The organism is Pantoea phytostimulans (genome assembly GCF_046118715.1).
GTDB classification, from domain to species: Bacteria; Pseudomonadota; Gammaproteobacteria; order Enterobacterales; family Enterobacteriaceae; genus Pantoea; species Pantoea phytostimulans.
Genome location: NZ_CP173698.1, coordinates 256,955 through 282,002, shown reverse-complemented (window position 1 = coordinate 282,002; position 25,048 = coordinate 256,955). Strand labels below are relative to the sequence as shown.

Here is a 25,048-nt window from a genome sequence, read left to right as displayed (position 1 = left end):
GCACCGGAGTCAATATGAAAACCAAACTGAATGAACTGCTCGAATTCCCTACCCCATTTACCTATAAAGTAATGGGCTTGGCACAACCGGAGCTGGTTGATCAAGTGGTTGAAGTGGTGCAGCGCCATGCGCCCGGCGACTATTCTCCCGAAGTGAAGCCGAGCAGCAAGGGCAACTATCACTCCGTCAATATTACTATTACCGCCACGCACATTGAGCAGGTGGAAAAGCTGTACGAAGAGCTGGGCAAGATCGAAATCGTTCGTATGGTGCTGTAAATGATAACGTCGGCAAAGGGAGTTGGTCTTACTGTTTGCCGACGTTATACTCAGCCTTTCCCCCTTTAGCGGACCCGCGTTTTGTCAGTCGAAACTCTTCTTGTTCGCCAGTTAGGTCTTTGCAACTGGCAATCCACTTCTGAAGCTATGCATCACTATACCGATCAACGTGACGGCAGCAGCCGCGACGAGATTTGGCTGGTGGAGCATGATCCGGTTTTCACGCAAGGTCAGGCAGGCAAAGCGGAACATGTTTTAATGCCAGGCGATATTCCTGTAGTACAAAGCGATCGCGGCGGTCAGGTCACCTATCACGGCCCCGGCCAACAGGTAATGTATGTGCTAATTGACATCAAGCGACGCAAAATTGGCGTCCGCCAACTGGTTACGGCTCTGGAAGAAACGGTGATTGCAACACTCATGCACTTTGGCGTTGAAGCGCGCGCGCGCGCCGATGCACCTGGCGTCTATGTTGGTGATGAAAAAATCTGCTCGCTGGGTTTACGCATTCGCAAAGGCTGCTCATTCCACGGTTTGGCGCTTAATGTCGCCATGGATTTATCGCCTTTTTTGCGTATCAATCCTTGTGGTTATGCAGGAATGAGCATGACGCAACTGCAACATTTTAATCGTGACGTAAGCGTTATCGAGGTTCAGCCTTTGCTGGTAGCGGCATTTGCCCGCCTGTTGAATTATGAAAACGTTGAGTGGCAGACTGAGCCAAACTCAGTAATGCGTTAACTGTGAATGCGTATTTACAAATATGTAACGTTTCAACGCTCAGGATGGCTGCTTCCCGGCCAATCAGATGATATAATTTTTGCACTTTTTTCAAATAAAGTTGAAAGCGCCCTTCTCGATGTGTGAGAAAGCTTTCAAATCGCAATCCGACCGGAACCTGCAGATTTTATGAGTAAACCAATTCAGATGGAACGCGGCGTCAAATATCGTGACGCAGATAAAATGGCGTTGATCCCAGTTAAGACTGTGACCACCGAACGGCAAGAGATGTTGCGTAAGCCGGAATGGATGAAAATCAAGTTGCCTGCGGATTCCAGTCGTATCCAGGGCATTAAAGCGGCAATGCGTAAAAACGGTTTACACTCGGTCTGCGAAGAGGCGTCATGCCCTAACCTCGCCGAATGTTTTAACCACGGTACGGCAACCTTTATGATCCTTGGTGCCATCTGTACCCGCCGCTGCCCATTCTGCGACGTTGCTCATGGCCGCCCTAACGCGCCTGATGCTAATGAACCCGGTAAGCTGGCACAAACCATTGCTGACATGGCGCTGCGTTATGTGGTGATCACTTCCGTTGACCGCGACGATTTGCGTGATGGTGGCGCTCAACATTTTGCCGATTGCATCAGCGCAATTCGTGAAAAAAGTCCTACCATCAAAATCGAAACCCTGGTGCCTGACTTCCGTGGCCGTATGGATCGTGCGCTGGAAATTCTGACTGCTACGCCGCCAGATGTATTTAACCACAATCTGGAAAACGTACCGCGCGTTTACCGTCAGGTGCGTCCTGGCGCTAACTACGACTGGTCGCTCAAACTGCTGGAGCGTTTTAAAGAAGCGCATCCATCTGTTCCGACCAAATCAGGGTTGATGGTCGGTTTAGGCGAGACCAACGCTGAAATCGTGGAAGTGATGCGCGATTTACGTCGCCATGGCGTGACTATGCTTACGCTGGGTCAATATTTGCAGCCAAGTCGTCACCATTTGCCGGTTCAACGTTATGTCAGCCCGGCAGAATTTGATGAGATGAAAGAAGAAGCGATGGCGATGGGCTTTACGCATGCCGCCTGTGGTCCTTTTGTTCGTTCTTCTTATCATGCCGATATGCAGGCTAAAGGCCTGGAAGTTAAGTAACGCTATACAGGTCGTGCCACCTGGTACGGCCTGATTATCCCCTGCCCTTAATCTCTTCAACTAATCTGTCGCTTTATCCGCTGAGGCTATAAGCCATTTTGTCATTTTAATCCTCAGCTGTTTTTATAGGTCAGATTATGGAACCCCTTTCCACCACTTCAGCGTTTCCCGATTGGTTCATACCGGACGATACTGATCACCAGGCTAGCGATATGTTGTCTGGCGGTTCAGACGAAAATCTTGATGCCATAAAAATTCGAACGGCGCCTGTTAACACAACTAACCCAAACCTTACGGCTCACGCGAGTTGCGGCATGGCCGCGCTGGCGACTGCGCTTCATATTGAACAGCGCTATGCTGTTGAGCTAAGCCTCAAGACGCAGATCTCTCAATTAGCGCCTGTTGCGACGACACTCCCTTCATCACTTTATCCTACCGCTGAATTCGTCAACGCCCATGCCTTATCAAATTCAGCAGCATCAGTTTCACAGTCAGAATGGAAGAGTTGCTCAGCTGCTGAAATTGAGCCTCATTCGTCGCTTGCTGCTTTTGAGCCTGAAACGCTTAACCTCATCGGGTCCAGTTTGCTGGAAGTCCCCACACCGCTAAGCGATGTCTACAGTCATCCGATACAAAACACAGAACGTTATCAGCAAACAGTTAAGGATAATGCGAAGGATCAATCTGATGATGAGATAACACAGCCAAACCTGACGTTTGATGGCAGTTCAGAAGCTGATGCATTAATGGACATCTTTCTCAACAGCATATTGGAGGGAAGTACCGTAACAGATGCACAAGTTCACTGGATTTCCGAGCAACCTGAAAATTGGGGAGAAGGATTATATCAACTAAACGCACTGCAGAGCTCAACATCAACGCTTGCGCCGGTGAGCGGTCAATACATGTTTGAAGCGGGAACCGCCCTGTTTTCTGAAGATTTATTAATTCCAGAAGATGAATTTATTTTACTGCAATCTGAGATCGAGCAGGGATTTACATTACCCGTTGAGGATTTGGAAATTGATCTTTCGGAGATTGTCGACACGCTATCGCTAACGCTAAGTGAGACCGGTTTTGCCTGGGATTGGGTTAGGCCTGTTGACGTTGATCTCGAACTCAACTCAGTGGTCAGCCTGCATTAAAAAACAAAAACCAGACTGATTAAGTCTGGTTTTCTCTCTTCCATCAGAAATAAAAAGTAACATTTATTGTCAACTGACGTTGATTTACTCTTTATGTGATACGCGTTCTGCTGGAATTTCTTCAGCTGTGTTCTTAGTTGCGCTGGAGTCATCATCTTTCATGGCTTTTTTGAAGCCTTTGATTGCGGATCCCAGATCGCCACCCAGTGAACGTAACTTATTGGTGCCAAAGAGCAGTACGATAAGCGCACCGATGATCAGCAGTTTGGCAATACTGATACCTTCCATAATTAACTTTTAAACCTTAGCGAAAAACGGTGAATCTTATTTAGGCGCAGTTTCTCAATCACCTCAACTGCAATCTGTAACAGAGTAAGATCGCTTTGCGCGAAATCGATTGAATCTACCCTAATCATAAACGCTTAAATAAAACGACTTAAAAAAGCCTGCGTTCGTGGATGCTGCGGATTCGCAATGACCTCATCCGGCGTTCCTTGCTCTACCACCACCCCACCATCCATGAACACCACACGATCGGCTGCTTCGCGTGCAAAACCAATTTCGTGCGTGACCACAATCATGGTTAAGCCTTGATCGGCCAGCGTGCGCATTGTGGCCAGCACTTCACCCACTAATTCAGGATCCAGCGCCGAAGTCGGTTCATCAAATAGCATTAAGGTCGGCTTAATCGCTAATGCGCGAGCAATCGCGACACGCTGTTGCTGTCCACCAGAAAGGTGTCGCGGCCAGGCATCCGCTTTGTCGCTCAACCCCACCGTTGCCAGCAGCTCTTTAGCATGCGCTAACGCTGCCTGACGGGGAAATTTATGCACACCAATCGGCGCTTCAATGATGTTTTGCAGCACTGTCATATGGGGGTAGAGATTGAACTGCTGAAACACCATGCCAATTTTCTGCCGTTGCTGGGCAATTTTTCGCGGTGACAAACGATGTAACACGCTGCGTTTTAGCTCATAACCAATCTGCTGATCGCCGACCATAATCGAGCCGCCGTTCATATCTTCCAGATGATTAATGCAGCGTAAAAAAGTAGATTTCCCCGACCCTGATGGGCCAAGAATAACCACCACTTCACCGGGATAGACATCAAGGTCGATGCCTTTGAGCACTTCATTGTCGCCATAACTTTTCTGCACGTTTCGCGCGCTGACTAAAGGTTCAGCTGTTTTCATACGTCCTCCTTACGCACCAATGACGTATTGGTAAATGGCGTAGCGGCACGTTTGGCCGTAACCGCCACGCGTTTCGTACCACGCGCGTAGTAGCGTTCAATCGCGGACTGTCCCACATTGAGAATTGAGGTGATGAGCAGATACCAAATTACCGCCACCATCAGCATTGGAATAATTTCGAAGGTGCGGTTGTAGACGGCCTGCACGGAATAAAGCAAATCGCCCATCGCGATAACGCTCACCAACGAAGTGGCTTTGATCATACTGATGAGCTGGTTGCCAGTAGGTGGAATGATGGAACGCATCGCCTGTGGAATAATAATGCGGCGCAGTGCACGCGCTCGACTCATCCCAAAGGCCTGAGTGGTTTCTACCTGACCGTTGTCGACCGAGAGCAGGCCAGCACGAATCACTTCCGCCATATAAGCCGCTTCATTCAACGCCAGTCCCGCAATTGCTGCCGTCAGCGGTGTGATGAGATCATTGGTATTCCAGCTGGCAAAAGTGATGTCGGTCCAGGGCACAGTAATCGATAAGGTCGGGAACAGCGTCGACAGGTTGTACCAAAAAATGAGTTGCACCAACAGCGGCGTACCCCGGAAGAACCAGATATAGAGACCGGAAAGACCGCTCAGTAATTTATTCTCTGACAAACGCCAGACCGCCAGAATTAAACCCAACAGGGTGCCGAGAATCATCGACACCACCGTGAGTCCGAGCGTCACCTGCAACCCTTTCAATACTGTGCCTTCCGTGAACCATTGCAGCACCACTTTCCATTCGAAATTGGGATTGGTCACTACCAGCCACATCAGGTTCGAGCCAATAACCAGCACCACAATCCAGGAGACCCAGCGTCCATATGAGGGCGCACTGTGGGCAAAAGCCACATCGCGCTGTTGCACGTTGGCCTTGTCCATGGCTCGTGAATCGTTGGTGTGTAAACTCATTTAGCCGCCCCTTTCGCCAGATTAACGCCCGGTTCAGTAATCATGTTGCCGTCCAACTTCCACTTTTTCATGATTGCTGCATAAGTGCCGTTTTGATACAGCGCTTTGTAACCATCCAGTACAACTTTACCCAGTTGAGAGTTTTTCGGCACAACGGTGCCCTGGAAGATATCGCCAAAACCATTTTTCTGACCTGTGCCTGCGAGTTCAAGCTGACCATTAGCCTGTTCAACAAAATAAGTCAGCGGCGCTTGTGAAGAGAAAAAGGCATCAGAGCGCTTAGAACGTACCGCCAAAATAGATGAGGGTTGGTCGGTAAAGGATTGCACAGTGACCGCCGGTTTACCGGCAGCGGTACAAGCGGCAGATTGCTTACGAATAACCTGTTCGGCAGAGCCGGCAGCCATAACCGCAATCCGCTTGCCGCAGGTGTCGTCCAGACTATTAATTTTTGACGGATTGCCTTTTTGAACGCCAAAAACCACAAACTCTTGCACGTAATCGATAAAGTCGACCTTTTGCTGGCGGTCTGGATAATCGCCTACCGGACCGATTGCTAACTGATAGCGTCCCGAATTAATCCCAGCCAATACGCCTGATAAACCACTGACCGTTGCATGTTCAATTTTAACGCCCAGCAGCTGGCTGAGCGCTGTGGTTAAGTCAGCGGATGCGCCATCCATTGAGTGTGGGCCATTGACGATTTCATAGGGAGGAAAGGATCCGTTGTTAACTGAAATCATTTTCCCGGCTGTTTTGATCTCTTCTGGCAGGCGATCGTGCAGTGCCTGATCCACTTTTTGTGCCGCAATGGCATCAGCAGCATGGGCTAAAGTTGCAGTCATACCTAAAGCCAGCGTGAGTGCGGTTGCTATCTTTTTCATTATCTTCCCCAATGCTGTCAGTGTGTTTTTAATTCGGGTCGTGCAAAACGACGGTTTTCAAGGACCGGTAAAACGCTGCGAGCGTACGCGATCCGCTGCGGATCGAGATCGGCAAACACCAACGCGGTGGATTCCGGCGCTTTTGCAATCGCGACGCCGAGCGGATCAATCACCAGGCTATTGCCAATATTGCGTGGTCCACATTCTCCCACCGCGACCATGTAGCAGGTGTTTTCCAGTGCCCGCGCAGTAGTGAGTAATTCCCAGTGCATCTCTTTCAGCGGCCCTTTGACCCAGGCGGCAGGCAGCACCAGCACATCGGCACCATCCAGCACCAGACGGCGCGCCAGCTCCGGGAAACGCACGTCATAACAGGTCATTAATCCCACCTTCATACCCGCCACCTCGACTAAGGGTGGAATGACATGGCCGGGATTAACGCGCTGTGATTCTTGCATGGCAAAGGCGTCATAAAGATGCAGCTTTTCGTAAGCAGCAATGATTTCACCATTGCGAATGGCGATCAGGACGTTGAGCGCCTTTTGCTCTTGCGTTGGCACATGGACACTCATCATCGTGGTGAGGTCGTTACCTTTACTGGCTGCCAAGAGTTGGGTTAAAAATGGACCATCCAGCGGCTGCGCAGCTTTCAGAACTAAATCGGGATCGGCGATATCACGCGCCAATACGCCTTCAGGCAGTACCAGTAGATGCGCGCCACCCGCTAAGGACCGGCTCATTAAATCAAGGCATATATCCGCGTTATCCTGCCATTCACGGCTAACGGCAAATTGCCCCATCGCGACTTTCATCATCATTCCCCCTTACCTGCCACCGGGAATAGAAGCTCCGGCGTCAGCAATGTTTTGGTCAGACCTTGTTGATACAGCTCATTGGCAAAGTCCGTGATCATCTTCTTGTTAACGGTAAAACCGTTTTCATTCCAGTTGGCTGGCAATTCCTGCGCGGTACGTCGCAAATCGTCCAGTAACCACGGCGTGGTGTCGGCATACTTTTCGCGCTTTTGCATCCAGACGTGATAGGAACGGGTAATGAGGTCACTCAACGCCTGAGGCAGCCAAGGATGCTGCTCCGCCAGCGCGGGTTTCATTGCCAAAATATGGATGCCTGGCACATATCCAACACGATTAAAGTAATCAAGCTCGGCCTGATAAAAATCGGTTTGCAGTTGACGTAAGCCCGATCCCGCCAGGAAAAAACCTTCTGGCATGAAGGGAGTAAACACAGCATCCAGCTCACCCGCTTTCAGCAACTCAATCAGTGGGCGCTCTTCTGGCGCAGGTTCGATACGGCCCGGACGGCCAAATCCTGCCAAACGGTCAACAATCGGATGGTCGGCAGTTAATCGACCGGCAAACCAATAAGCATCATCAATTTCCACTCCCGCTTCACGCAGCACTGTGCGCGTCCAGGTGTTACCTGAATCTTGCCAACCCGTAACACCAATTCTCTTTCCTTTTAGCTGGGCTGGCGAAGTGAGCGGACTTGCGGTGGTGGTGATAATGCAGCGCTGGCGAAAGCCACGCATCAAAAAGTGCGGCAGGCCAAGCAGCGAGTGATCACCTTTCGCCCGGCCTTGCGCGTAACGGCTAAAGGAGACTTCGCCTGCGTCGTAATCGGGGCTGGTTGCAATGTCATTCACCAGCGTCCCGACGCGGTCAATTTTTAAATCAAAGCCTTCCGGCTTGATGTCGCCAAGTGCCAGCGGCGTAAAATAGTCCCAGTCACGTACCGCTAGTCTGATGGTAAGCCTTTCCATTTTTTCCCCGTCTCTGCCAATGCAGTTGAGCTGCGATGATTTAATCACCAAATAGTGCTTGAATTTGATACTAGATCTGGAACACTATCCTGAACAATCTTTTCTTTGTTACTGAACAAATTATTTTCTTATGACGCAAACCGTAGATCTTTACTGGCTAAGTAGCCAAATTAATGATGCTTCCGTAAAAGGCATTGCGCTGGCTGCCTCCACACTAATACGTGACGGCCAAATTGCGATTGGCATGCAGATGCCGTCGGTACGCGACTTAGCGGAAGTGTTAGGCGTAAGCCCAGCAACCGTTTCAGCTGCCTGGGCGCAGTTAAAGAAGCAGAAAGTGCTGGCAGGTAAAGGCCGAAGTGGCGTTTGGGTGAGTGGAAATAACGTAACGCCTCGCCCTATTCGCTTTGAGAAAATTGGTAACTATGGCGATAACATTCAAGCTGACCTGGCAATGGCGTCGCCTGATACCGCTTTGCTGCCTGATTTATCGTCCGCTTTACAGGCGGCACTTAACTCTCCACAGCTCAACAGCTACTATCGTGAAGCCATTTCGCCGCAGTTGCTCAGCGCGATTCAACCTCGCTGGCCTTATCCGGCAGAAGCTTATTTAGCGACCGATGGTGGTTTTGATGCGATGAATTTAGTGGTGCAAACGCTGGTTTCGCCTGGCGATCGGGTCATCATTGAGGATCCGACAGCGACACGCTTGCTGGATATGCTCGACAACGTTGGCGCTGAAATCCTGCCTCTTGCTTGTGACAGCGAAGGCCCGTTGCCAGAGGTGCTAACAACATTGCTAGAGAAGTCGCCGGTGATGGTGATTTATCAACCGCGCACGCATTCAGCGACAGGGCACAATATCAGCCGCGGGCGTCGTCAGGCGTTGGCAGATGTATTAGCAACCAGCTCGACGCTGATTATCGAAGATGACGGCATTGGCGATCTTTCCGTGGAATCTGCTTGGAGCCTGGGGGAAGTTTTTCCCGACCGCACGATACACGTACGCTCATTCTCCAAAGCGTATGGGCCAGATTTAAGGTTGGCGGTGCTTTCTGCTACATCAAATATGGTCAAACGCATTCAGGCCTGGCGTAATTTTGGCGTTAGTTGGACCAGCCGTATTTTGCAGGATGCCGTTGCGTGGATGCTGGAGGACGCGGCGACTCAACAGCACATTAACGTCGCCCGGGAAACTTACCGCCAACGGCGGGAGAAACTCTTGCTGGCTTTAGCGAATCGTGGATTAGTACTTGAAGCGCGGGATGGATTGAGTATTTATATTCCCGTACTCTCAGAACAATTTGCGATGATCACCTTGGCGGCACGCGGTATCGCTGTGCTGCCAGGCGAACGCTGCCGCTTGGGCAACACGCAGTTTATTCGCGTCAGTATTGCCTGTATGAACGAGCAACAGTTGGAAATGATCGCCAATGCGCTGGTGATTGCTGCCGGACATGAAATCAGTTTGGGCGTAAACCTTTGACATGATAACTCGGCGATTCTTCGTAGCCTTCTCGCGCATAAAACTGATTAGCTTTTAGCCGTGATACGTGACAATGCACTTCCATGCGGTCGCAACCGCGTTGTGATGCCATGGCTTCAGCGTGCTGAATAAGCTGCTGACCGACACCTTTACTGCGCTCACCTTCAGCAATGCAGAAATAACTGATACGCGCAAAATCACCGGCCAACGCCAGCTGTGGAATAAAATGCATCGACAAAAAGCCCAGCACCTGCGTGCCATGCTCTGCAACTAAAAGCATTTCATTCGGATGCGTGATGAGCTGAGCAAGGCGCTGGTCAATAAAACTCTCCGTTCCGCCGTAGCCTAGCTCCGCTAACAACGCGCTCAATGCGAAACTGTCCTTTGCCTGTGCCTGACGTATATTCATTCTCTCTCCTGAATAGGGTAATTCCTGTCGTTCTGTTATATAGCGTTGAGAATGAAAAATCTGCAAGTAACGCTTGTTATGATTATGTTACGAGAACTATTTGTGACTGACACCGCAGAATGTGCGCCGTCATCTGCAAGCCATTAAATTTGCATCTTCAGCGCACCTGATGCCGGTTCGTGGAAAAAGAGTGAATCAGTCACCAAGATCGGGCATTGCTACGGTGGTGGGCTGGAGGGCTACAGGAATATCAAAGCGTGGCAATTGAGGAATGGCAGGCATAAAAAAACCCGCCAATTGGCGGGTTTTTAGAATTCTGACTGTTAACTTACAGACTGATAACGTTAGCAGCAGATGGGCCTTTCGCGCCGTCGGTGATTTCAAACTCAACGCGCTGACCTTCAGCCAGAGTTTTGAAGCCGTTGCTCTGGATTGCAGAGAAGTGTACGAATACATCTTTGCTGCCATCTTCAGGAGTAATGAAACCGAATCCTTTAGATTCATTAAACCACTTAACGTTACCTTTGATCTTAGACATCTAATATTACCTTTACATGAAAAATGGACACTAAACTGTGTCGGCGTCTAGTACAGCAATTGCAGAGAGATTTGTCCAGCTTGAATTGATGGAAAAGTGATAAATATCGACATTCTTTAGATGCGTCACACTTTATGTTTCTTTCGCTTGCCTAAAATGCCCAACGTAGCCAGGCAAAATAGACATTTCCATTGTTATAAGTACCCGGAATGTAAGTCATTTGAAAACTCAATGCGCCATAACCTATTGAACCCAAGGGTAATAGCACAGGAACGGGGAAGTAATTCCAGTTTTCTCGCGCTGTGGCTCCCACAGTAAAACCTACGCCCCAGTGGAATGACTGATTTTCTAACGGTCGCCAGGTCGCTTCCCAACCGTATCCACCGATCGGCTCCCATTTATTGAAAGAATCCTTAAAGGCCATGAGATACAGGCCATGCCAGTTCCCCTTTTCGTCATAACGAGAAACGCCGCCACCCGCGCCCCATGGATGTTCGTTATAGCGATCAATATGTTCCTCATCGTAGGTCCAGCGGTTATGCCAGGTTATCGCTGGCACATAGACATCCACGCTGTCTGGCTGCTGCCAGGTCTGTTGCACATTATGATTTAAGGTTTCCCAACCTGACTGCACTCCCTGAAGCAACGTTGCGGCCTGAAGTGAGAATGAGAGCATGAGTGCTGGAACAAGAGGCCAGATCACGTGAAGACAATACCTGTTCACTGCTTTTTCCTGCCGATTTTTTAAATGGCGAGTTCTAAACCCAGTGTTGAAGCCAAGCGGGCATCTTAATGAGGCGCTCCAAACTGGAGATAAACATGAAGTCGATTTTAAGAAATTGTGCCGCAGAAAGAGGTGAGGCACCGCCAGCAACTTTCGCCTCTGGTCACATTAAATGCGAAAACAGGCCATTGATGGCGAGATTATCCGCAAACAGCTAAAAAACATGATCCTTATCAATGAAAAGGATTTTTGCGGAGCCTGAATTGCTCAAAAAACAGCTACAAAACAGGAAAATATTCTTAGATTCAATGCGCTAAAAGAAATGATCGCAACGTGTTATAAATTAGAAAATCTTAACTATTTTTGATGTGTTTTTGATAAGATTGGTCTTATTCAATTCCAGGAAGGAGGCGAAGATGCCATGGTGATGAAAATTCGCTGCACTGCATGTGGCAGCGCAAAATTTACCTTTATTGATTGCAAAGCAAGTTTAAAACCTTTCCACGGCGCCTGCTGTGCATACTGTAAGAAACACCTTGCGGTAAAAGATTTGTTACCTGTAACGCGTAACAGCCCCCTCTCGCCCTGTTCACCCGTACGTCAAAACAGAGATTCAGGCAATTGAGAGGAAATTCGGGCACCCGGTAAGGTGCCCGCTTTATTAGAAAATGAGTTTGAACACCCCTGTCAGCGTTAACAGCCCAACGATAAAAATGATGGCGATGACCCACAAAATTATTTTCATTTTCCTCTCCCTTACCTAATAAAAAAGCCTTTCCTGTAAACAGTATAGGTGAAAATTTTACCTTTGCTGCTTCGCTCTCAAAGACCAACTCTGCCCCGTTAAGCCGCTTAGTGTCCATTTTTTTTCTGCGAGACAGGTCGCAAGATAATCATTATTTCTGGGACACCGCTTCGTTTAGCGAAGCAGGGCCAGCTAAAATTTAAGCGGCAAAGGCAGGCCAGAATTGTGATGAATTTGAAATCAGTAACAAGGAGATCTTATGAGCACGATTAATACCAGCATGGGTCGCTATAGTCTTAAGGCTAAAAATAGCGGCGATCACATCAAGGGTTCTTTCGCTATCAATGATGAAGGCGGTACTCAACTTACCTTGCAAGAGTTTGATGAACCCTATTTAGACGATGTGGTAAATAACGTGATTTATCCTGTCACGGGTGGTAACCGCGAAATAGCGCGTGCACTGCGCGAACAGATGGTGAAAGCCGGTTTCGAACAACCCCATTAATCCTCAAAACTTTGGGCCGCATTTTGCGGCCCTGCTCTTAAAAAACCCCTTGATATCTAACCAACACTTGCCGCTGGCCTACCTTTCACTGCAGGATGAAAACCCTTCATAAAAAGGAGATTAGCGTGAGTCAATTGCATCGTATTAATGCCAGTCGATTACATCAGTTTGTTCAGGCGATTTGGCTTTATGCCGGCAGCACAACAGAAGAAGCTGGCTTGGTTGCCGATCATTTAGTTGCTGCGAACCTGGCAGGACACGACTCCCACGGCGTAGGTATGATCCCCAGCTACATGGCGTCGTTGGCACAAGGTCATTTGCAGCTTAATCAGCGCCCAACGCTGACCAAAGACGCTGGTGCGGTGTTGACGCTGCATGCCAATCAGGGCTTTGGTCAGGTTGCCGCTTGGGAAGCAATGAAATTGGGCATTGAACGTGCTCAGAAATTAGGGATTGCCGCAGTCGGTTTACATCATTCACATCATATTGGTCGTATTGGTCACTGGGCAGAACAGTGTGCAGCAGCGGGTTTGGTCTCGTTCCACTTCGTTAACGTTATGGGCGATCCCATGGTGGCACCCTTTGGTGGCAGCGATCGCCGTTTTGGTACTAACCCATTTTGCGCCATTTTTCCAAGACAAAATGCTAAACCGCTGCTGCTTGATTTCGCTACCAGCGGTATTGCTTATGGCAAAACGCGGGTTGCCTGGAATAAAGGCATTGAGGTCGCGCCAGGTTATCTGATTGATCACCAAGGTCATGCCACTACGCAACCAGGCGTAATGCATCAACAGCCGTTTGGCTCTTTACTGCCTTTTGGCCTGCATAAGGGTTACGCATTAGCGACAATGTGCGAGATTCTCGGTGGCGCGTTATCGGGTGGGCGCACCACTCACGATGCCACAGTGCAGAGCAACAGTGACGCCATCTTCAACTGCATGACCACCATCATCCTTGATCCTGCTGCTTTTGACGCGCCAGCGATGCAAGAAGAAGCCGAAGCTTTTATCGAATGGGTAAAACGCTCGCCGAAAAGTGGTGATGAGGATATTCAGGTGCCAGGTGAATGGGAAGAAGCGAATCGCGAAGCGCGCGATCGTTTAGGCATTCCGTTAGATGCCACCAGCTGGCAGCAGATATGTCAGGCAGCGGCACAGGCTGGCATGCCAGATGAAGAGCTAAACGCGTTCCGTTTGTTGGCGGTATAAAGTAAAACCGCCGCGACACGTTGTCACGGCGGTGTTTGCTTATAGGGCGTAGGAGAGCAGTAAGCAGCCGATCAAACCACATACGGAGATAATGGTTTCCAGCGCTGACCATGAACGAATCGTTTCGCCAATCGTCAGGTTAAAATACTCTTTAAACAGCCAGAATCCTGGGTCGTTTACGTGCGAGAAGATCACGCTACCGGAACCGACGGCAATCACCATAAGCTCCGGGCTGGCGCCACTGCTAACAATCAAGGGTGCCACAATCCCGCCAGCAGTAATTGCCGCCACGGTGGCAGAACCCAACGCAATACGTAACACCGCAGCAATCGACCAGGCCATGAAAATAGGTGACAGGTTGGTTTGGTTCATCATGTTGGCGATATATTTATCTACGCCGCTGTCCACCAATACCTGCTTGAATGCCCCGCCGCCGCCGATGATCAACAGCATCATTGCGATGATTTTGATCGAATCTGTCAGCGTATCCATCACCTCTTCCATGCTACGACCGCGGTTCAGGCCGAAGGTGAAGATAGCGATCAATACTGCGATCAGCGTTGCCATGACCGGATCGCCGAAGAATTCGGCGTAAGGCAGCAGTACATGCCCTTTTGGCAGTAGCATTTCCGCCACCGCACGCAAAGCCATCAACACCACTGGAATCAGCGCAGTCCAAACGCTCACGCCAAAACTTGGCATCTCCGCTTCAGTAAAGGTTTTAGGGTTGTAAAAGCTTTCTGGGATGGGTTTATCAATTTTCTTCAGGAAGCGCGCATACACCGGCCCCGCCAGAATAACGGTTGGGATCCCCAACAAGGTGCCGAACAGCAACGTTTTACCCATGTCAGCGTCAAACAGGGTCGCGATAGCGGTTGGGCCAGGGTGTGGAGGCAAAAAGCCGTGCGTAACAGAAAGTGCAGCAGCCATTGGCACACCGACGTACAGCAGCGGCACACGCGCCGATGCGGCAACACTGAACACCAACGGCAACATCAGGACGAAACCAACTTCGTAAAACAGCGCAAAACCCACAGTGAAACCGGTCAGCACCAGCGCCCATTGAATATACTTGACGCCAAATTTCTTAATCAACGTCGTCGCAATGCGCTGGGCGCCACCACAGTCGGCCAGCAGTTTACCGAGCATGGCACCAAAACCCATGATCAGCGCCAAACTGCCCAGTGTTCCGCCCACACCGGTTTTAATTGAAGTAATAACTTTATTGACCGGCATGCCCTGCATCACACCGACCGCCAGCGCTACCAGAATCAGCGCGATGAAACCATTGAGTTTGAAGCGGATCATAAGCAGTAGCAGTAACGCAACGCCGATCGCCACGTAAAGTAATGGCATAATTTTTCTCCACCATGCGCACTGACGAGCTGGCTCAGTGCTGGTTTGTTATCGTGGTCCCCAAAGGGTGACAGAACTTAACGTCTGTAAGATGTTTTAACACCTCGACAAACGCTGTTACCGATAACATGTTAAGGGTAACATCGCGATGAAAGCATCACCCTCTCGATAGTGAATTTCTGTTTTGCGAAGGTGATCAACTTTTTGCCAACGCGTTATCAGAAAGTTTGCAGAGGCCAGCGGCGCGCTTTTAGTTACACTCAAATCTTAGCGAAAACTTAAAAGGATGCGCAGGTGAGTGAGAATTTGAGTGAGCTGTATAGCAATCAACGAACTCTGTTTGGCCGTGGAAGCATTGATAAACTGATGCCGCTGTTAGCGCTACAGCAGCAGCCGACCCTGCTGTTTTGTGGTCAATCATTTCTGCAAAGCCCAGCTTATGCCCGGCTAAAGTCAACGTTGAACGATCACATCATCGGCTATGAAATTGTGCGAAATGAAGCGTCGCCCGCTGATATTGATGCCTGGGTCACACGTTGGCGTGGTCATGTCGATCGCGTTGTAGCCATCGGGGGCGGCAGCGTGCTTGATGCCGCTAAGGCATTTAGTGCGATGATGCAGCATCCGCTGCCGACGGCGCGTTATTTAGAGAAAGTCGGCGACAGCGCCGTTCAGCCAGTTACCTTGCCGATGATTGCGGTGCCGACTACAGCCGGAACCGGCAGCGAAGTGACGCAGAATGCGGTCGTGACCGATCAACACGATATTCAGGTGAAAGCCTCACTGCGCCATCCGGTCTTTGTGCCTCAGGTTGCGATTCTCGATCCCGATCTGTTAAAAAATGCCCCCGATAAAGTCCTGGCAACTTGCGGCATTGACGCCTTTACCCATCTGTTTGAAGCGTATTTATCAAATAAAGGGAATCTGTTTACCCGCCAGCTGGCGTTAACGGGCTTAAAGCAGTTTGTTCAAGCGTGGCCCCAATTAAATCGTGACGATGCAGAAGGTGATAAAGCGCGTGAAGCGATGATGATGTCTTCATGGTTAGGCGGTGTTAGCTTGAGCAGCGCCGGTTTAGGTGTGATTCACGGTATCGCCGGCGAGCTGGGTGCACTCAAGCCTTTTCATCATGGCGAAGTTTGTGGGCGGCTGCTGTTTCCGTTTCTTGAGGTTTTGGCAGAAAGCCACCACATTGAGCAGCAACAGTTAATGACAGCGCTTCATGCTCAGCTGTTTAGTGAAACCACGGACTCTCCGGCGCGTTACATGAAAAACTGGCTGCAGCAGCAGGCGATCACACCATTTTGGCAAGATGGCCCTGCACTAACGCATCAGGAGGTAGAGTGGATTTTGGCGCGCGCCAACAGCAAAAATTCCTTTGTGGATTACAGCAAAGATGAGATGCGATCCATGATTGTGCAGGCATGGCCGATGCTTTTAAGCAAAGCTGGGCAGGCTTGAATGTTGCTCGGTGATAATCCACCCTTTTAAATACTGAACTCACCTGCGCCAGCTTCATCACCTGGCGCCTGAATATTGTCCGGCAATCCGCGCGTTAATTTCCTTCGCCGCCATCGCGCTGCGCCACTGCACACACTAACGAAGCGCCGCGCCCATCCAGCTTGAGCCTATCGCTTCTACCGCGGTGTTTAACCCCGATATGATAATTTAAAAGTCGATAATGTCATTTTTGAATATCGGTAAAGCAAAGGATAAATCCAGTCAAGGCGAAGGTGTAGGTGTAAAAGGTGCCTCGCCCGCTAGCATGTGCTCAATCACCTGCAATACGCCCTGCTCGTTGTTGTGCGGAGCCAGGTAGCGTGCGCTCTCTTTCACCCGCTGCGGCGCATTTTCCATCGCAAAACTGAATGCAGATTGCTTAAGCATTTCCAGGTCGTTGCCGCCATCGCCAAAAGCCAGCACTTCGTCATGCGAAATGCCCCAGCGTTTCGCCAGCAAATCGAGACCGTGCGCTTTATGGTTGCCCGGAACGATTAAATCAACAGAGCCATGCCCGCTGGAGGTCGCTGCCGCCGCGCCTTGATGTAAGCGCGTAATATCAGCCATCAAAGGTTCGACGTAATCATCAGAGAGGTTAAGTGCGAATTTGAACAGCTTGTCATCTTGTACTTCATCGAGGCTGCCGATCTTTTTCAGCCGATGGCAGTAATGACGCATTTTCGCTAGCCATTTTTCATCGGTATCATCGAAATAATAAGCGCTGTTGCGGCCGCAGAGCAGATAGCGCAAACCCGGATAATGGCCGTTTTGCAGCGTATCGATCACCGCGTTAATGTCGCTGCGAGAAAAGGCGCCGCAAAAAAGTTCCTCATCACAATCGATGATCCATGCGCCATTTTCAGCCACAAATGCAATTTCACTGGCGATGTCAGGAAAGAAAGATTTGAGCTGGTAATACTGATTGCCGCTGGCGACGACAAATTTTATGTTGCGGGCTTTGAGTTGGTGATAAAGGGCGAGAAAGCGAGGCGAGTTGTACTGTTTTTTATCATCAAGAAAGGTGCCGTCCATATCAACCGCAACCATTTTAACCATCGTCATCATGACTCCTTAAAAAGGGAACCTCAGAATGAAGTGTCAGAATAGCCTGGTGAGAAGGAAGCGGAAAGAAGCACGGATGGCCGTAGCCATCCGTGAGGGAAATTAATGAAAAGCGTTGCTCAGGATCAGCGAGGTAATCACACCAGTAGCAGCAGCGATCAGCACATAGTTACCGTCAATATAGGCCCAGTGTTCACCGCGTGGCGGTTCACGTAAACCGCGTTCATGCCAGTCATTCACGCGATAATGGTCGCCGCGATATTCGTGTGGTACTGAGTGGCCGCGACGGAAGTCGTGGCCGTTCCAGGCGAAGTGATCGCGATCATTACCGCGATGGCCATGATAGTCAGCGCGAGAGCCGCCACGATTGTCATGATCGCCGCGAGGACCGCCCTGGTTGTGATGATCATCATGACCCGCCCCGCGTCCGCGATCGTCATGACGGTCGCCACCGCCCTGCTGTTGCTGCCACGGTTGCCCATGGTGATCGCCCGGGCCATCAGCCCAAGACGCGCTTGAAAACAGTGTGCTGCATGCTAAAAGTGATGCGATAAACGTTAATGTTGTTTTTTTCATGGTACTACCTCCAATGGCAACGGCTGATGTATCGCCGTTGAGATGACTATTATCCATATGGAGGGTGTTCAGCATCTCCAAAAGTCTTAAAGATCGGTCACTTACACACTATTACGCTGCCTTATCGATTCCTTAACGATTGTCATAACTTTTGATACAGATGGCGCTGAAATTTTATTTAGCAAAGCAGACTTTCAGGCATTTAAATAACTCAGAATAAATAAGAACTTTCTGATGAAATAGCGTTAAAAAAACCAACACCTGGAATGTAACCTTTGAAAAATGGAAATAACGGCATAATGCGGGGGGAGTAAAGGTGAATAAAAACCCGATCGAAAACGATCGGGGATTAAATATCCACACCAACCAAACGGGGTAAAACCCTTACATTTTATTAAGGGAAAACTGAAGCACACAACACCACATCACTAGTGCCGCAGCGCAAGAATAGCATCTCCAGCACAGCGAATGGGTGAAAAATTGTCATGTTATACAAAATAATTTTCACTTATTAACTCAGCGTAAATAAACATTTCCAAAAAAGATAAAATCCATAATAAGGACAAAAATTACTTTCGTAACTTAACAGAAATAGGTCTGTGCTCTGACCAGATAGCGATAAAAATTAAATCAAGACTGCCCTGATAAATATAAAAACAGGAATAAATAAAAAAACGCATGTCTCACAGCTTATATCTCATAAAACATACCGGTTCCCCGGTATAGCCGTTCTTTACTGCTGTTAAGGCATCTCAGTTAAGCATTACTCATTATTCGTTCCCTCACTCACATGCTAATAACTGAACGCTGTAACCAGCAGATAAATCAACGCTAGCGAGAACGGTTTTGATTAAGACTTCAGGAAACGTTAAAGAAAAAATTTTAATCAGCGCCTGTTTGATGGGCTTCCGTGTGCGTTACAACGGCAGCAATAAAGCGCTGGTGCTGGATACCCTCGATCGCTGGCAGCGAGAAAATCGTTTAGTCGTTCACTGCCCCGAACTGGCAGCCGGTTTAGCAACGCCACGTTTACCGGCTGAAATTATTGGCGGCTCAGGTGAGGATGTATTGGCCGGGCGGGCGATGATTGTAGAAAGCGATGGCAGCGATGTCACACAACCCTATTTACTTGGGGCATGGCTGGCGCTAAAAACGGCTCAGGATGCGGGTTGCCGCTTTGCCCTACTCAGCGATGGCAGCCCAACCTGCGGCAGCCAGAGAATTTACGATGGATCTTTCAGCGGTCAGCAGCATCCCGGCGCTGGCGTGGCGGCAACACTTCTTCGTCAGCACGGCATTACTGTTTTTGCCGAGCATCAGGCAGGTGAATTGGTGTCTCATCTTGAACAACTCGCAGACCAGCGTATTGCAATCCGATTAAAGTAAAAAGAAGTTAAAAAAATGCGCCGGATTAAGCGCCGCATAACGGCGCTAAACGTTTAACGTACCAGTGAGAAGAAAATCGCTGAAATTGCGATCAGACCAATCAGTACTACAAACACATTGCTGATCTTACCGCTGTATTTGCGCATTGCCGGGACTTTCTGGATGGCATACATCGGCATCAGAAACAGAATCACCGCAATGATCGGCCCGCCAAGCGTTTCAATCATGCTGAGGATATTGGGATCAAGTGTCGCCACCAGCCAGGTGGTAAGCAGCATAAACAGTGAAGTCAGGCGATTCAGCGTGTTCGGCGCGACCGATTTCCCCTGGCTGCGCAGCGCTTTGTTCACCAGCCCATTAAAGCCTTCACGCGCGCCCAAATAGTGCCCCAGGAACGATTTAGTAATGGCAACTATCGCGATAATGGGGCCGAGCCAGGCAATAACCGGTACGTGGAAGTGGTTGGCAAGGTAAGAAAGAATGGTGATGTTCTGCGCTTTTGCTGCATGTAAATCGTCTGGCGACAGGCTCAGTACACAGCTGAAAACAAAAAACATTACCGTCACAACCATCAACAGATGCGAATACGCCAGGATGCGTGAACATTTTTTCTCCGCCTCCTCGCCATACTCTTCACGCTTCGCCACGGCAAAAGAAGAGATGATGGGCGAATGATTAAAAGAAAACACCATCACCGGAATTGCCAGCCACAGCGTCATCCATAAACCGTTTCCGCTGCTCTGATTCACCTCCATCGTTTGCAATGCCGCACCGTGCCAGTGAGGAATCAGATAGCACGCCATTAACATTAAAACGGCCACGAAGGGATAGACCAATACGCTCATTGCCTTAACGATCATCTGCTCACCGAAGCGCACAATGGTCATCATGCCCATAATCAGCATCAGCGACAGCAGCACACGCGGCGGTGCAACCCACCCCAACTGGTTAACGATCAGGCTCTCAACCGTATTGGTAATGGCCACGCTGTACATCAATAAAATGGGATAGATTGCAAAGAAATAGAGCAGCGTAATGACATTTCCCGCGCCCGTACCGAAATGCTCTTCCACCACTTCAGTGATGTCGCCCGAAGGATTTTTGCCTGAAAGGACGAAGCGTGTTAGCGCGCGGTGTGCAAAAAAAGTCAGGGGAAAGGCGAGAATCGCCATAATGATTAACGGAAGCAAGCCACCAACGCCTGCGTTAATTGGCAAGAACAACACGCCGGCGCCAATCGCGGTGCCGTATAATCCCAACATCCACATGGTGTCGGTTTTCTGCCAACCTTTTTCCGTTGACGTCTCAAGGGCACCCAGCGTGCCGGTTTGCGTGTTTTTCATCTGGTGATCCAATAAACGTGCAATCAACGCCGCTGCGTTTTGCGACTGCAAAATTAACGTCCACTTGCTGCTCTGCCCTGCTTCACAAGGATGAGCACAAGCGCGATGTGCCGGTGAGATCAATGACAACGGGCGCAACTTCAAGAAAATCCGCTGCCTTTGCGTTCAGGTGGTCGACAGGGACGAAGCCCCGTAAAACGCGTCTCCACCCTTTAAAACGTAATCGATTGCGCGGCATCTTTTTACACTACTTGACGGTTTAACATCAAGTTCAGCGGCAACTTAAGCGTTAAACGCGGTAGAAACGGGCAAATTTTGCACGGCGTGCACTTTCTTAGCGAGTGGCTGGCAACTGTTCATGTTGTGATTTAAACCGGCCAAGATACTGGCACTCCCATTGTTGCGATGATTGTCGACCTGCTGGCGCACACCTTATCGCGCTTGGTTAGAGGTGCACTGAACGTTTAACTTCTTATAAATTTTCCTGCCGTCGTGACGTAATCTTTGCCAGACTTTAAACAGTCCCGTTGAATTGATTTACTCTGTTTTTAACGGCTTAACAGGAGTTAAAACATGAAAATTGCTTGCCTGGGTTGGGGATCGCTGATTTGGAAGCCTGACGTACTGCCACTTGCAGGAAACTGGCAAGCAGACGGCCCCTTGATGCAGATTGAATTTTGTCGCATCGGCGATGGCGGTGAATTAGCCACTGCGATCTGCCAGAATGCCGACCCGATTCCCGTCTTCTGGGCCTGGATGTCGACATCGTCACTTGCATTAGCCTGCAAATCACTGCGCAAGCGCGAAGACATTCCAGACGACCGTGTGGATGGCTTAGGCATAATGTTAATCGGTGATAAAGCCGTGGGGGGAACAGAGAAATGGGCACGCAGCAAGGGCATTGAAGCCCTGATCTGGACTGGCCTGCCCGCGCGCGTGGATTTTACTGAAGGGCGCATTCCCAGCGTTGAGGAGGTACTCAACTACCTTCAACAGCTGTCTGGCGATAAACGCGCCCACGCGCGAAGTTACATTGAGCAGGTCCCGGCGCAAATCGATACGCCTTACCGACGAGCCATTGCCGATACGCTTGGCTGGCATCACGCAAACCCTCAGATTCCGGCGATCACTACGCCAGTAAATGACGACAAAAACAGCCAATCCGCTTAAATCCTACGCTTATGCCATTGGGCCGCTCGGCTTACTTAAATCGAGCTGGCTACACTTCAATGCAGGTTGAATAACCTGGCGGAAATGTATTCTGCATTCCCCACCCTGAGTCATTCTGATATTGCCGCAACGGTGTTCCTCTTGAATAGACGGCAATTCACTGATCAAAGGAGTCGAACAGATGAAAGCATTAACCTACCATGGCCCACATAAAGTCAGCGTTGATAACGTGCCCGATCCAGGGCTTGAAGCCGCTGATGACATTATTCTGCGCGTGACTGCCACAGCAATCTGCGGTTCAGACCTGCACCTATACCGCGGCAAAATTCCCGGAACCGATCACGGCGATATTTTTGGCCATGAGTTTATGGGGGAAGTTGTGGAAACCGGTAGCGGCGTCACGGCCGTCGCTAAAGGCGATCGCGTTGTCATCCCTTTTGTCATCGCCTGTGGCGACTGCTTTTTCTGCCATCTGCATCAATATGCTGCGTGCGAAAACACCAACAGCGGCAGAGGCGCGATACTCAATCGTAAAAAAATTACGCCACCCGCTGCGCTGTTTGGTTACAGCAAACTGTATGGTGGCGTGCCGGGAGGCCAGGCCGAATATGTCCGCGTCCCTAAAGCCAACGCCGGGCCGTTTAAAGTGCCGGAGACTTTATCGGATGAAAAGGTGCTGTTCCTTTCCGATATCTTGCCTACTGCCTGGCAAGCCGTGAAAAATGCCGAAATCAAAAAAGGCTCAAGCGTAGCGATTTTTGGTGCAGGCCCAGTCGGCTTATTGAGTGCGGCTTGCGCCCGACTGGAAGGTGCCGAGCAGATTTTTATGGTCGATCATAATGATTATCGACTGACATTTGCGCGGGAACGTTACGGTGTAATCCCGATTAACTTCGACAAAAACGACGATCCTGCTGCCTTTATCATTGAAAACAGTGCCGGCAATCGGGGGGTCGATGCGGTTATTGATGCCGTTGGCTTTGAGGCTAAAGGCAGCTTGACTGAAACCGTACTCACCAATTTAAAACTGGAAGGCAGCAGCGGCAAAGCGTTGCGTCAGTGCATTGCCGCAGTACGTCGAGGTGGCATTGTCAGCGTACCGGGGGTCTACGCTGGATTCATTCACGGCTTTCTGTTTGGTGATGCGTTCGATAAAGGGCTTACCTTTAAAATGGGCCAGACGCATGTCCATGCTTACCTGCCAGATCTGTTGAATTTAATCGAGCAAGGGCATTTGACCCCGGAAGAGATCGTTACCCATCATATGCCGCTGGAGGACGCTGCACGCGGTTATGAGATTTTTGAGAAGCGCAAAGAGGATTGCCGCAAAGTGATTCTGGTGCCGGGCATGGCAGCCACGCAAGCCACGCTGTAATTACCAAGGGGCGGCTTATTTTGTCGCCCCGCCTACCTTTTTTGTTCTCGACCTGCCTCACGCCCAGGCTTCGACCTGCCTGTACATTGCTGCTGCAAAAACCTATGTTTATTCTCTTCAACACTTTGCAGGAACAGGCAGCGTGAACATCAATCAATATGGACAGCAAATCGGATGGGCCCTGCCTGACTGGCAACCCGTAGCAAAACCTCTTCGTCAGGCGATTGTAGGGAATTACTGCCTTTTGGCGCCGCTTGACCCTGAGCACAGTGAAGCGCTGTATCAGGCTTTTTCGTTGGCGGAAGATGATCGTGACTGGTCCTGGTTGAGTACTAACAAACCCAACTCCGTTGAAGAGTTGAGGTTTTGGGTAATCGATAAAGTCGATAATCTGGAATTAGTGCCCTTTACGGTAGTAGATAAAACAACGCAGCGCCCAGTAGGCGTGGTGTGCTTTGCCAATATTGAGGTGGATAACGGTGCGATTGAGATAGGTCATGTCACCTGGTCGCCCCTGATGCAGCGCAATGTTATCGGGACAGAAGCCCTGTATTTGCTGCTGAAGACGGTCTTTTCTCTGGGCTACCGCCGCGTAGCCTGGCGCTGTGACTCGACCAATCTGGCTTCGCGTCGTGCTGCTGAAAGGTTAGGGTTTACTTTTGAGGGACGCTTTCGCCAGACGATGACGCGCAAACAGCGCAATCGGGATACCGACTGGTTATCAATGATTGACAGTGAATGGCCGCGTATCAATCAGGCGCTATCCGGCTGGCTGGCAGAGAATAATTTTGATGGCGAAGGCCAGCAAAAGAAAAAGTTAGTCACCTTTTTCTGACACGCTAACCTCGCCGTTATTCACTAATGCAGACGGCGAGTTTTTAGCGCAACCGACCATAACGTCTCTTTGCAGCGCGAACAGGTTCTGCTCTGCCCCTTTTCTATCTCTTCCGTCTGCCCGCAATGGGTGCACGCGTACAAAGCCGTGAAAGGGATCTGCGCGAAATCCTGCCGATGTTCCGGTGGCAACACGCTGAGTCCTGCACGCATTTCATCATCATCATAAAAATAAATGCTGAGTTGCCCATCGACCTCAATCAGCGCCAGTCGTACCTGACCGAGATGTTCTACCCCATCCTGACGCAGTTCCATAAAAAACTCATCTTCAGAAATATTGAGCTTGTCGAGACTTTCAAGGACATACAGGCCCTCTTTGATCAGCGTGACAACATCGCCCTGTATCCACTTAGAGAAGCGCACGCTACGCGCAGTGAGAAACGTGGTGAAGCGGTATAAAGCCAGCATCACGATAAACACTAAAACCACCGGCAATACCGGCACATCATCATAAAAAGTGACATCACCGGACGCCGATCCCAGCGTCAAAATCACCACCAGCTCAAACAGTGACAGCTGACGCACGCCCCTTCTTCCCGATACCTTAAGAAAGGTAAACACCACGACATAAGCCAGTAATACGCGCACCACCACTTCAAACAAAAACGTAGCCGGTTGGTCGTTGAGCAAAAATCGATGCCAGTCGAATGAAAGCATATAAAACAT

26 protein-coding genes are annotated in these 25,048 nt (G+C 49.8%); 12 read left to right on the top strand and 14 right to left on the bottom strand.

Features of this window, described 5'->3' with window-relative positions:
* Window positions 1-14: 14 nt before the first annotated feature.
* The 4 genes from ybeD to ACF2G4_RS01305 all read left to right on the top strand — a co-directional run bounded on the left by ybeD (window position 15) and on the right by ACF2G4_RS01305 (window position 3,298).
* Window positions 15-278: a DUF493 family protein YbeD gene (gene ybeD / locus ACF2G4_RS01320; protein WP_215847365.1), complete on the top strand. Its 264-nt coding sequence runs from the start codon at window positions 15-17 to the stop codon at window positions 276-278.
* Between the two features lie 81 nt (window positions 279-359).
* Window positions 360-1,019, top strand: a complete 660-nt coding sequence (gene lipB, locus ACF2G4_RS01315; RefSeq protein ID WP_409075385.1) for a lipoyl(octanoyl) transferase LipB — start codon at window positions 360-362, stop codon at window positions 1,017-1,019.
* 168 nt (window positions 1,020-1,187) lie between these two features.
* Complete coding sequence (gene lipA / locus ACF2G4_RS01310; protein ID WP_215847367.1) at window positions 1,188-2,153, top strand: lipoyl synthase; 966 nt, start codon at window positions 1,188-1,190, stop codon at window positions 2,151-2,153.
* Between the two features lie 137 nt (window positions 2,154-2,290).
* Window positions 2,291-3,298, top strand: a complete 1,008-nt coding sequence (locus tag ACF2G4_RS01305; protein ID WP_409075384.1) for a hypothetical protein — start codon at window positions 2,291-2,293, stop codon at window positions 3,296-3,298.
* Window positions 3,299-3,382: 84 nt separating this feature from the next.
* Here ACF2G4_RS01305 and tatE read toward each other — a convergent pair whose 3' ends face one another.
* From tatE to ACF2G4_RS01275, 6 genes are all read right to left on the bottom strand, one after another.
* Entirely contained in the window at window positions 3,383-3,586 is a 204-nt protein-coding gene (gene tatE / locus ACF2G4_RS01300) for a twin-arginine translocase subunit TatE (protein ID WP_215847369.1), read from the bottom strand.
* Between the two features lie 134 nt (window positions 3,587-3,720).
* Window positions 3,721-4,491: an amino acid ABC transporter ATP-binding protein gene (locus ACF2G4_RS01295; RefSeq protein WP_243078354.1), complete on the bottom strand. Its 771-nt coding sequence runs from the start codon at window positions 4,489-4,491 to the stop codon at window positions 3,721-3,723.
* Entirely contained in the window at window positions 4,488-5,441 is a 954-nt protein-coding gene (locus ACF2G4_RS01290; RefSeq protein WP_409075383.1) for an amino acid ABC transporter permease, read from the bottom strand. The genes ACF2G4_RS01295 and ACF2G4_RS01290 overlap by 4 nt, the downstream gene beginning before the upstream one ends.
* Window positions 5,438-6,325, bottom strand: coding sequence for an ABC transporter substrate-binding protein (locus ACF2G4_RS01285; protein ID WP_409075382.1), 888 nt, complete (start codon window positions 6,323-6,325; stop codon window positions 5,438-5,440). Before ACF2G4_RS01285 ends, ACF2G4_RS01290 begins: the two co-directional genes overlap by 4 nt.
* 17 nt (window positions 6,326-6,342) lie before the next feature.
* Window positions 6,343-7,137 (bottom strand): deaminated glutathione amidase, encoded by a 795-nt coding sequence (locus ACF2G4_RS01280; protein WP_215848320.1) that lies wholly within the window; start codon window positions 7,135-7,137, stop codon window positions 6,343-6,345.
* A 2-nt stretch (window positions 7,138-7,139) separates the two neighbouring features.
* On the bottom strand, window positions 7,140-8,105 hold the full coding sequence (locus ACF2G4_RS01275) for a nitrate ABC transporter substrate-binding protein (protein ID WP_409075381.1): 966 nt from the start codon (window positions 8,103-8,105) through the stop codon (window positions 7,140-7,142).
* Between the two features lie 130 nt (window positions 8,106-8,235).
* On the opposite strand from ACF2G4_RS01275, the gene ACF2G4_RS01270 reads away from it, so the two are divergent.
* Entirely contained in the window at window positions 8,236-9,591 is a 1,356-nt protein-coding gene (locus ACF2G4_RS01270) for a PLP-dependent aminotransferase family protein (protein WP_409075380.1), read from the top strand.
* Here the strand turns inward: ACF2G4_RS01270 and ACF2G4_RS01265 are convergent.
* From ACF2G4_RS01265 to pagP, 3 genes are all read right to left on the bottom strand, one after another.
* Window positions 9,569-10,000 carry a GNAT family N-acetyltransferase gene (locus ACF2G4_RS01265; RefSeq protein ID WP_215847374.1) on the bottom strand — a complete coding sequence of 144 codons (432 nt, stop codon included), beginning with the start codon at window positions 9,998-10,000 and terminating at the stop codon, window positions 9,569-9,571. The genes ACF2G4_RS01270 and ACF2G4_RS01265 overlap by 23 nt on opposite strands.
* 328 nt (window positions 10,001-10,328) lie before the next feature.
* On the bottom strand, window positions 10,329-10,538 hold the full coding sequence (gene cspE, locus ACF2G4_RS01260) for a transcription antiterminator/RNA stability regulator CspE (RefSeq protein ID WP_006118399.1): 210 nt from the start codon (window positions 10,536-10,538) through the stop codon (window positions 10,329-10,331).
* A gap of 151 nt (window positions 10,539-10,689) precedes the next feature.
* Entirely contained in the window at window positions 10,690-11,262 is a 573-nt protein-coding gene (gene pagP, locus ACF2G4_RS01255) for a lipid IV(A) palmitoyltransferase PagP (protein ID WP_409075379.1), read from the bottom strand.
* A 1,004-nt stretch (window positions 11,263-12,266) separates the two neighbouring features.
* Here pagP and ACF2G4_RS01250 point away from each other — a divergent pair.
* Both ACF2G4_RS01250 and ACF2G4_RS01245 read left to right on the top strand, forming a co-directional pair.
* Window positions 12,267-12,512 (top strand): hypothetical protein, encoded by a 246-nt coding sequence (locus tag ACF2G4_RS01250; protein WP_215847375.1) that lies wholly within the window; start codon window positions 12,267-12,269, stop codon window positions 12,510-12,512.
* Between the two features lie 125 nt (window positions 12,513-12,637).
* Window positions 12,638-13,720 carry a malate/lactate/ureidoglycolate dehydrogenase gene (locus ACF2G4_RS01245; protein ID WP_409075378.1) on the top strand — a complete coding sequence of 361 codons (1,083 nt, stop codon included), beginning with the start codon at window positions 12,638-12,640 and terminating at the stop codon, window positions 13,718-13,720.
* Window positions 13,721-13,759: 39 nt separating this feature from the next.
* On the opposite strand, the gene gntT is transcribed toward ACF2G4_RS01245, so the two are convergent.
* Window positions 13,760-15,076, bottom strand: coding sequence for a gluconate transporter (gene gntT, locus ACF2G4_RS01240; RefSeq protein ID WP_215847377.1), 1,317 nt, complete (start codon window positions 15,074-15,076; stop codon window positions 13,760-13,762).
* Window positions 15,077-15,370: 294 nt separating this feature from the next.
* Between gntT and ACF2G4_RS01235 the strand changes: the two genes are divergently transcribed.
* A complete protein-coding gene (locus ACF2G4_RS01235) occupies window positions 15,371-16,537 on the top strand; it encodes an iron-containing alcohol dehydrogenase (protein ID WP_409075377.1) in 1,167 nt (388 codons plus the stop codon).
* Window positions 16,538-16,798: 261 nt separating this feature from the next.
* On the opposite strand, the gene ACF2G4_RS01230 is transcribed toward ACF2G4_RS01235, so the two are convergent.
* Window positions 16,799-17,638, bottom strand: coding sequence for a Cof-type HAD-IIB family hydrolase (locus tag ACF2G4_RS01230; protein WP_409075929.1), 840 nt, complete (start codon window positions 17,636-17,638; stop codon window positions 16,799-16,801).
* Between the two features lie 102 nt (window positions 17,639-17,740).
* On the bottom strand, window positions 17,741-18,214 hold the full coding sequence (locus ACF2G4_RS01225; protein WP_409075376.1) for an RcnB family protein: 474 nt from the start codon (window positions 18,212-18,214) through the stop codon (window positions 17,741-17,743).
* An 849-nt stretch (window positions 18,215-19,063) separates the two neighbouring features.
* Between ACF2G4_RS01225 and ACF2G4_RS01220 the strand changes: the two genes are divergently transcribed.
* A complete protein-coding gene (locus ACF2G4_RS01220) occupies window positions 19,064-19,600 on the top strand; it encodes a DUF523 domain-containing protein (protein ID WP_409075928.1) in 537 nt (178 codons plus the stop codon).
* 53 nt (window positions 19,601-19,653) lie between these two features.
* On the opposite strand, the gene ACF2G4_RS01215 is transcribed toward ACF2G4_RS01220, so the two are convergent.
* The gene (locus tag ACF2G4_RS01215) at window positions 19,654-20,943 is read right to left on the bottom strand and encodes an HAAAP family serine/threonine permease (protein WP_409075927.1); all 1,290 of its coding nucleotides are present in this window, start codon (window positions 20,941-20,943) and stop codon (window positions 19,654-19,656) included.
* 573 nt (window positions 20,944-21,516) lie between these two features.
* On the opposite strand from ACF2G4_RS01215, the gene ACF2G4_RS01210 reads away from it, so the two are divergent.
* From ACF2G4_RS01210 to ACF2G4_RS01200, 3 genes are all read left to right on the top strand, one after another.
* A complete protein-coding gene (locus tag ACF2G4_RS01210) occupies window positions 21,517-22,113 on the top strand; it encodes a hypothetical protein (RefSeq protein WP_409075375.1) in 597 nt (198 codons plus the stop codon).
* Window positions 22,114-22,294: 181 nt separating this feature from the next.
* A complete protein-coding gene (locus ACF2G4_RS01205; protein WP_409075374.1) occupies window positions 22,295-23,488 on the top strand; it encodes a zinc-dependent alcohol dehydrogenase in 1,194 nt (397 codons plus the stop codon).
* Window positions 23,489-23,630: 142 nt separating this feature from the next.
* Window positions 23,631-24,323, top strand: coding sequence for a GNAT family N-acetyltransferase (locus ACF2G4_RS01200; RefSeq protein WP_409075373.1), 693 nt, complete (start codon window positions 23,631-23,633; stop codon window positions 24,321-24,323).
* 23 nt (window positions 24,324-24,346) lie between these two features.
* Here ACF2G4_RS01200 and ACF2G4_RS01195 read toward each other — a convergent pair whose 3' ends face one another.
* A complete protein-coding gene (locus ACF2G4_RS01195) occupies window positions 24,347-25,039 on the bottom strand; it encodes a DUF421 domain-containing protein (RefSeq protein ID WP_409075372.1) in 693 nt (230 codons plus the stop codon).
* Between the last annotated feature and the right edge of the window lie 9 nt (window positions 25,040-25,048).

Bases quoted from the DNA above. Each gene is read 5' to 3' on its own strand.
- ACF2G4_RS01225 (WP_409075376.1), bottom strand. From the start codon at position 18,214: ATGAAAAAAACAACATTAACGTTTATCGCATCACTTTTAGCATGCAGC.
- ybeD (WP_215847365.1), top strand. From the start codon at position 15: ATGAAAACCAAACTGAATGAACTGCTCGAATTCCCTACCCCATTTACC.
- ACF2G4_RS01285 (WP_409075382.1), bottom strand. From the start codon at position 6,325: ATGAAAAAGATAGCAACCGCACTCACGCTGGCTTTAGGTATGACTGCA.
- ACF2G4_RS01230 (WP_409075929.1), bottom strand. From the start codon at position 17,638: ATGACGATGGTTAAAATGGTTGCGGTTGATATGGACGGCACCTTTCTT.
- cspE (WP_006118399.1), bottom strand. From the start codon at position 10,538: ATGTCTAAGATCAAAGGTAACGTTAAGTGGTTTAATGAATCTAAAGGA.
- gntT (WP_215847377.1), bottom strand. From the start codon at position 15,076: ATGCCATTACTTTACGTGGCGATCGGCGTTGCGTTACTGCTACTGCTT.
- ACF2G4_RS01295 (WP_243078354.1), bottom strand. From the start codon at position 4,491: ATGAAAACAGCTGAACCTTTAGTCAGCGCGCGAAACGTGCAGAAAAGT.
- ACF2G4_RS01270 (WP_409075380.1), top strand. From the start codon at position 8,236: ATGACGCAAACCGTAGATCTTTACTGGCTAAGTAGCCAAATTAATGAT.
- ACF2G4_RS01265 (WP_215847374.1), bottom strand. From the start codon at position 10,000: ATGAATATACGTCAGGCACAGGCAAAGGACAGTTTCGCATTGAGCGCG.
- ACF2G4_RS01195 (WP_409075372.1), bottom strand. From the start codon at position 25,039: ATGCTTTCATTCGACTGGCATCGATTTTTGCTCAACGACCAACCGGCT.
- ACF2G4_RS01305 (WP_409075384.1), top strand. From the start codon at position 2,291: ATGGAACCCCTTTCCACCACTTCAGCGTTTCCCGATTGGTTCATACCG.
- ACF2G4_RS01210 (WP_409075375.1), top strand. From the start codon at position 21,517: ATGAAAATTGCTTGCCTGGGTTGGGGATCGCTGATTTGGAAGCCTGAC.
- ACF2G4_RS01215 (WP_409075927.1), bottom strand. From the start codon at position 20,943: ATGAAAAACACGCAAACCGGCACGCTGGGTGCCCTTGAGACGTCAACG.
- lipA (WP_215847367.1), top strand. From the start codon at position 1,188: ATGAGTAAACCAATTCAGATGGAACGCGGCGTCAAATATCGTGACGCA.
- ACF2G4_RS01205 (WP_409075374.1), top strand. From the start codon at position 22,295: ATGAAAGCATTAACCTACCATGGCCCACATAAAGTCAGCGTTGATAAC.
- ACF2G4_RS01250 (WP_215847375.1), top strand. From the start codon at position 12,267: ATGAGCACGATTAATACCAGCATGGGTCGCTATAGTCTTAAGGCTAAA.
- tatE (WP_215847369.1), bottom strand. From the start codon at position 3,586: ATGGAAGGTATCAGTATTGCCAAACTGCTGATCATCGGTGCGCTTATC.
- ACF2G4_RS01290 (WP_409075383.1), bottom strand. From the start codon at position 5,441: ATGAGTTTACACACCAACGATTCACGAGCCATGGACAAGGCCAACGTG.
- ACF2G4_RS01275 (WP_409075381.1), bottom strand. From the start codon at position 8,105: ATGGAAAGGCTTACCATCAGACTAGCGGTACGTGACTGGGACTATTTT.
- ACF2G4_RS01280 (WP_215848320.1), bottom strand. From the start codon at position 7,137: ATGAAAGTCGCGATGGGGCAATTTGCCGTTAGCCGTGAATGGCAGGAT.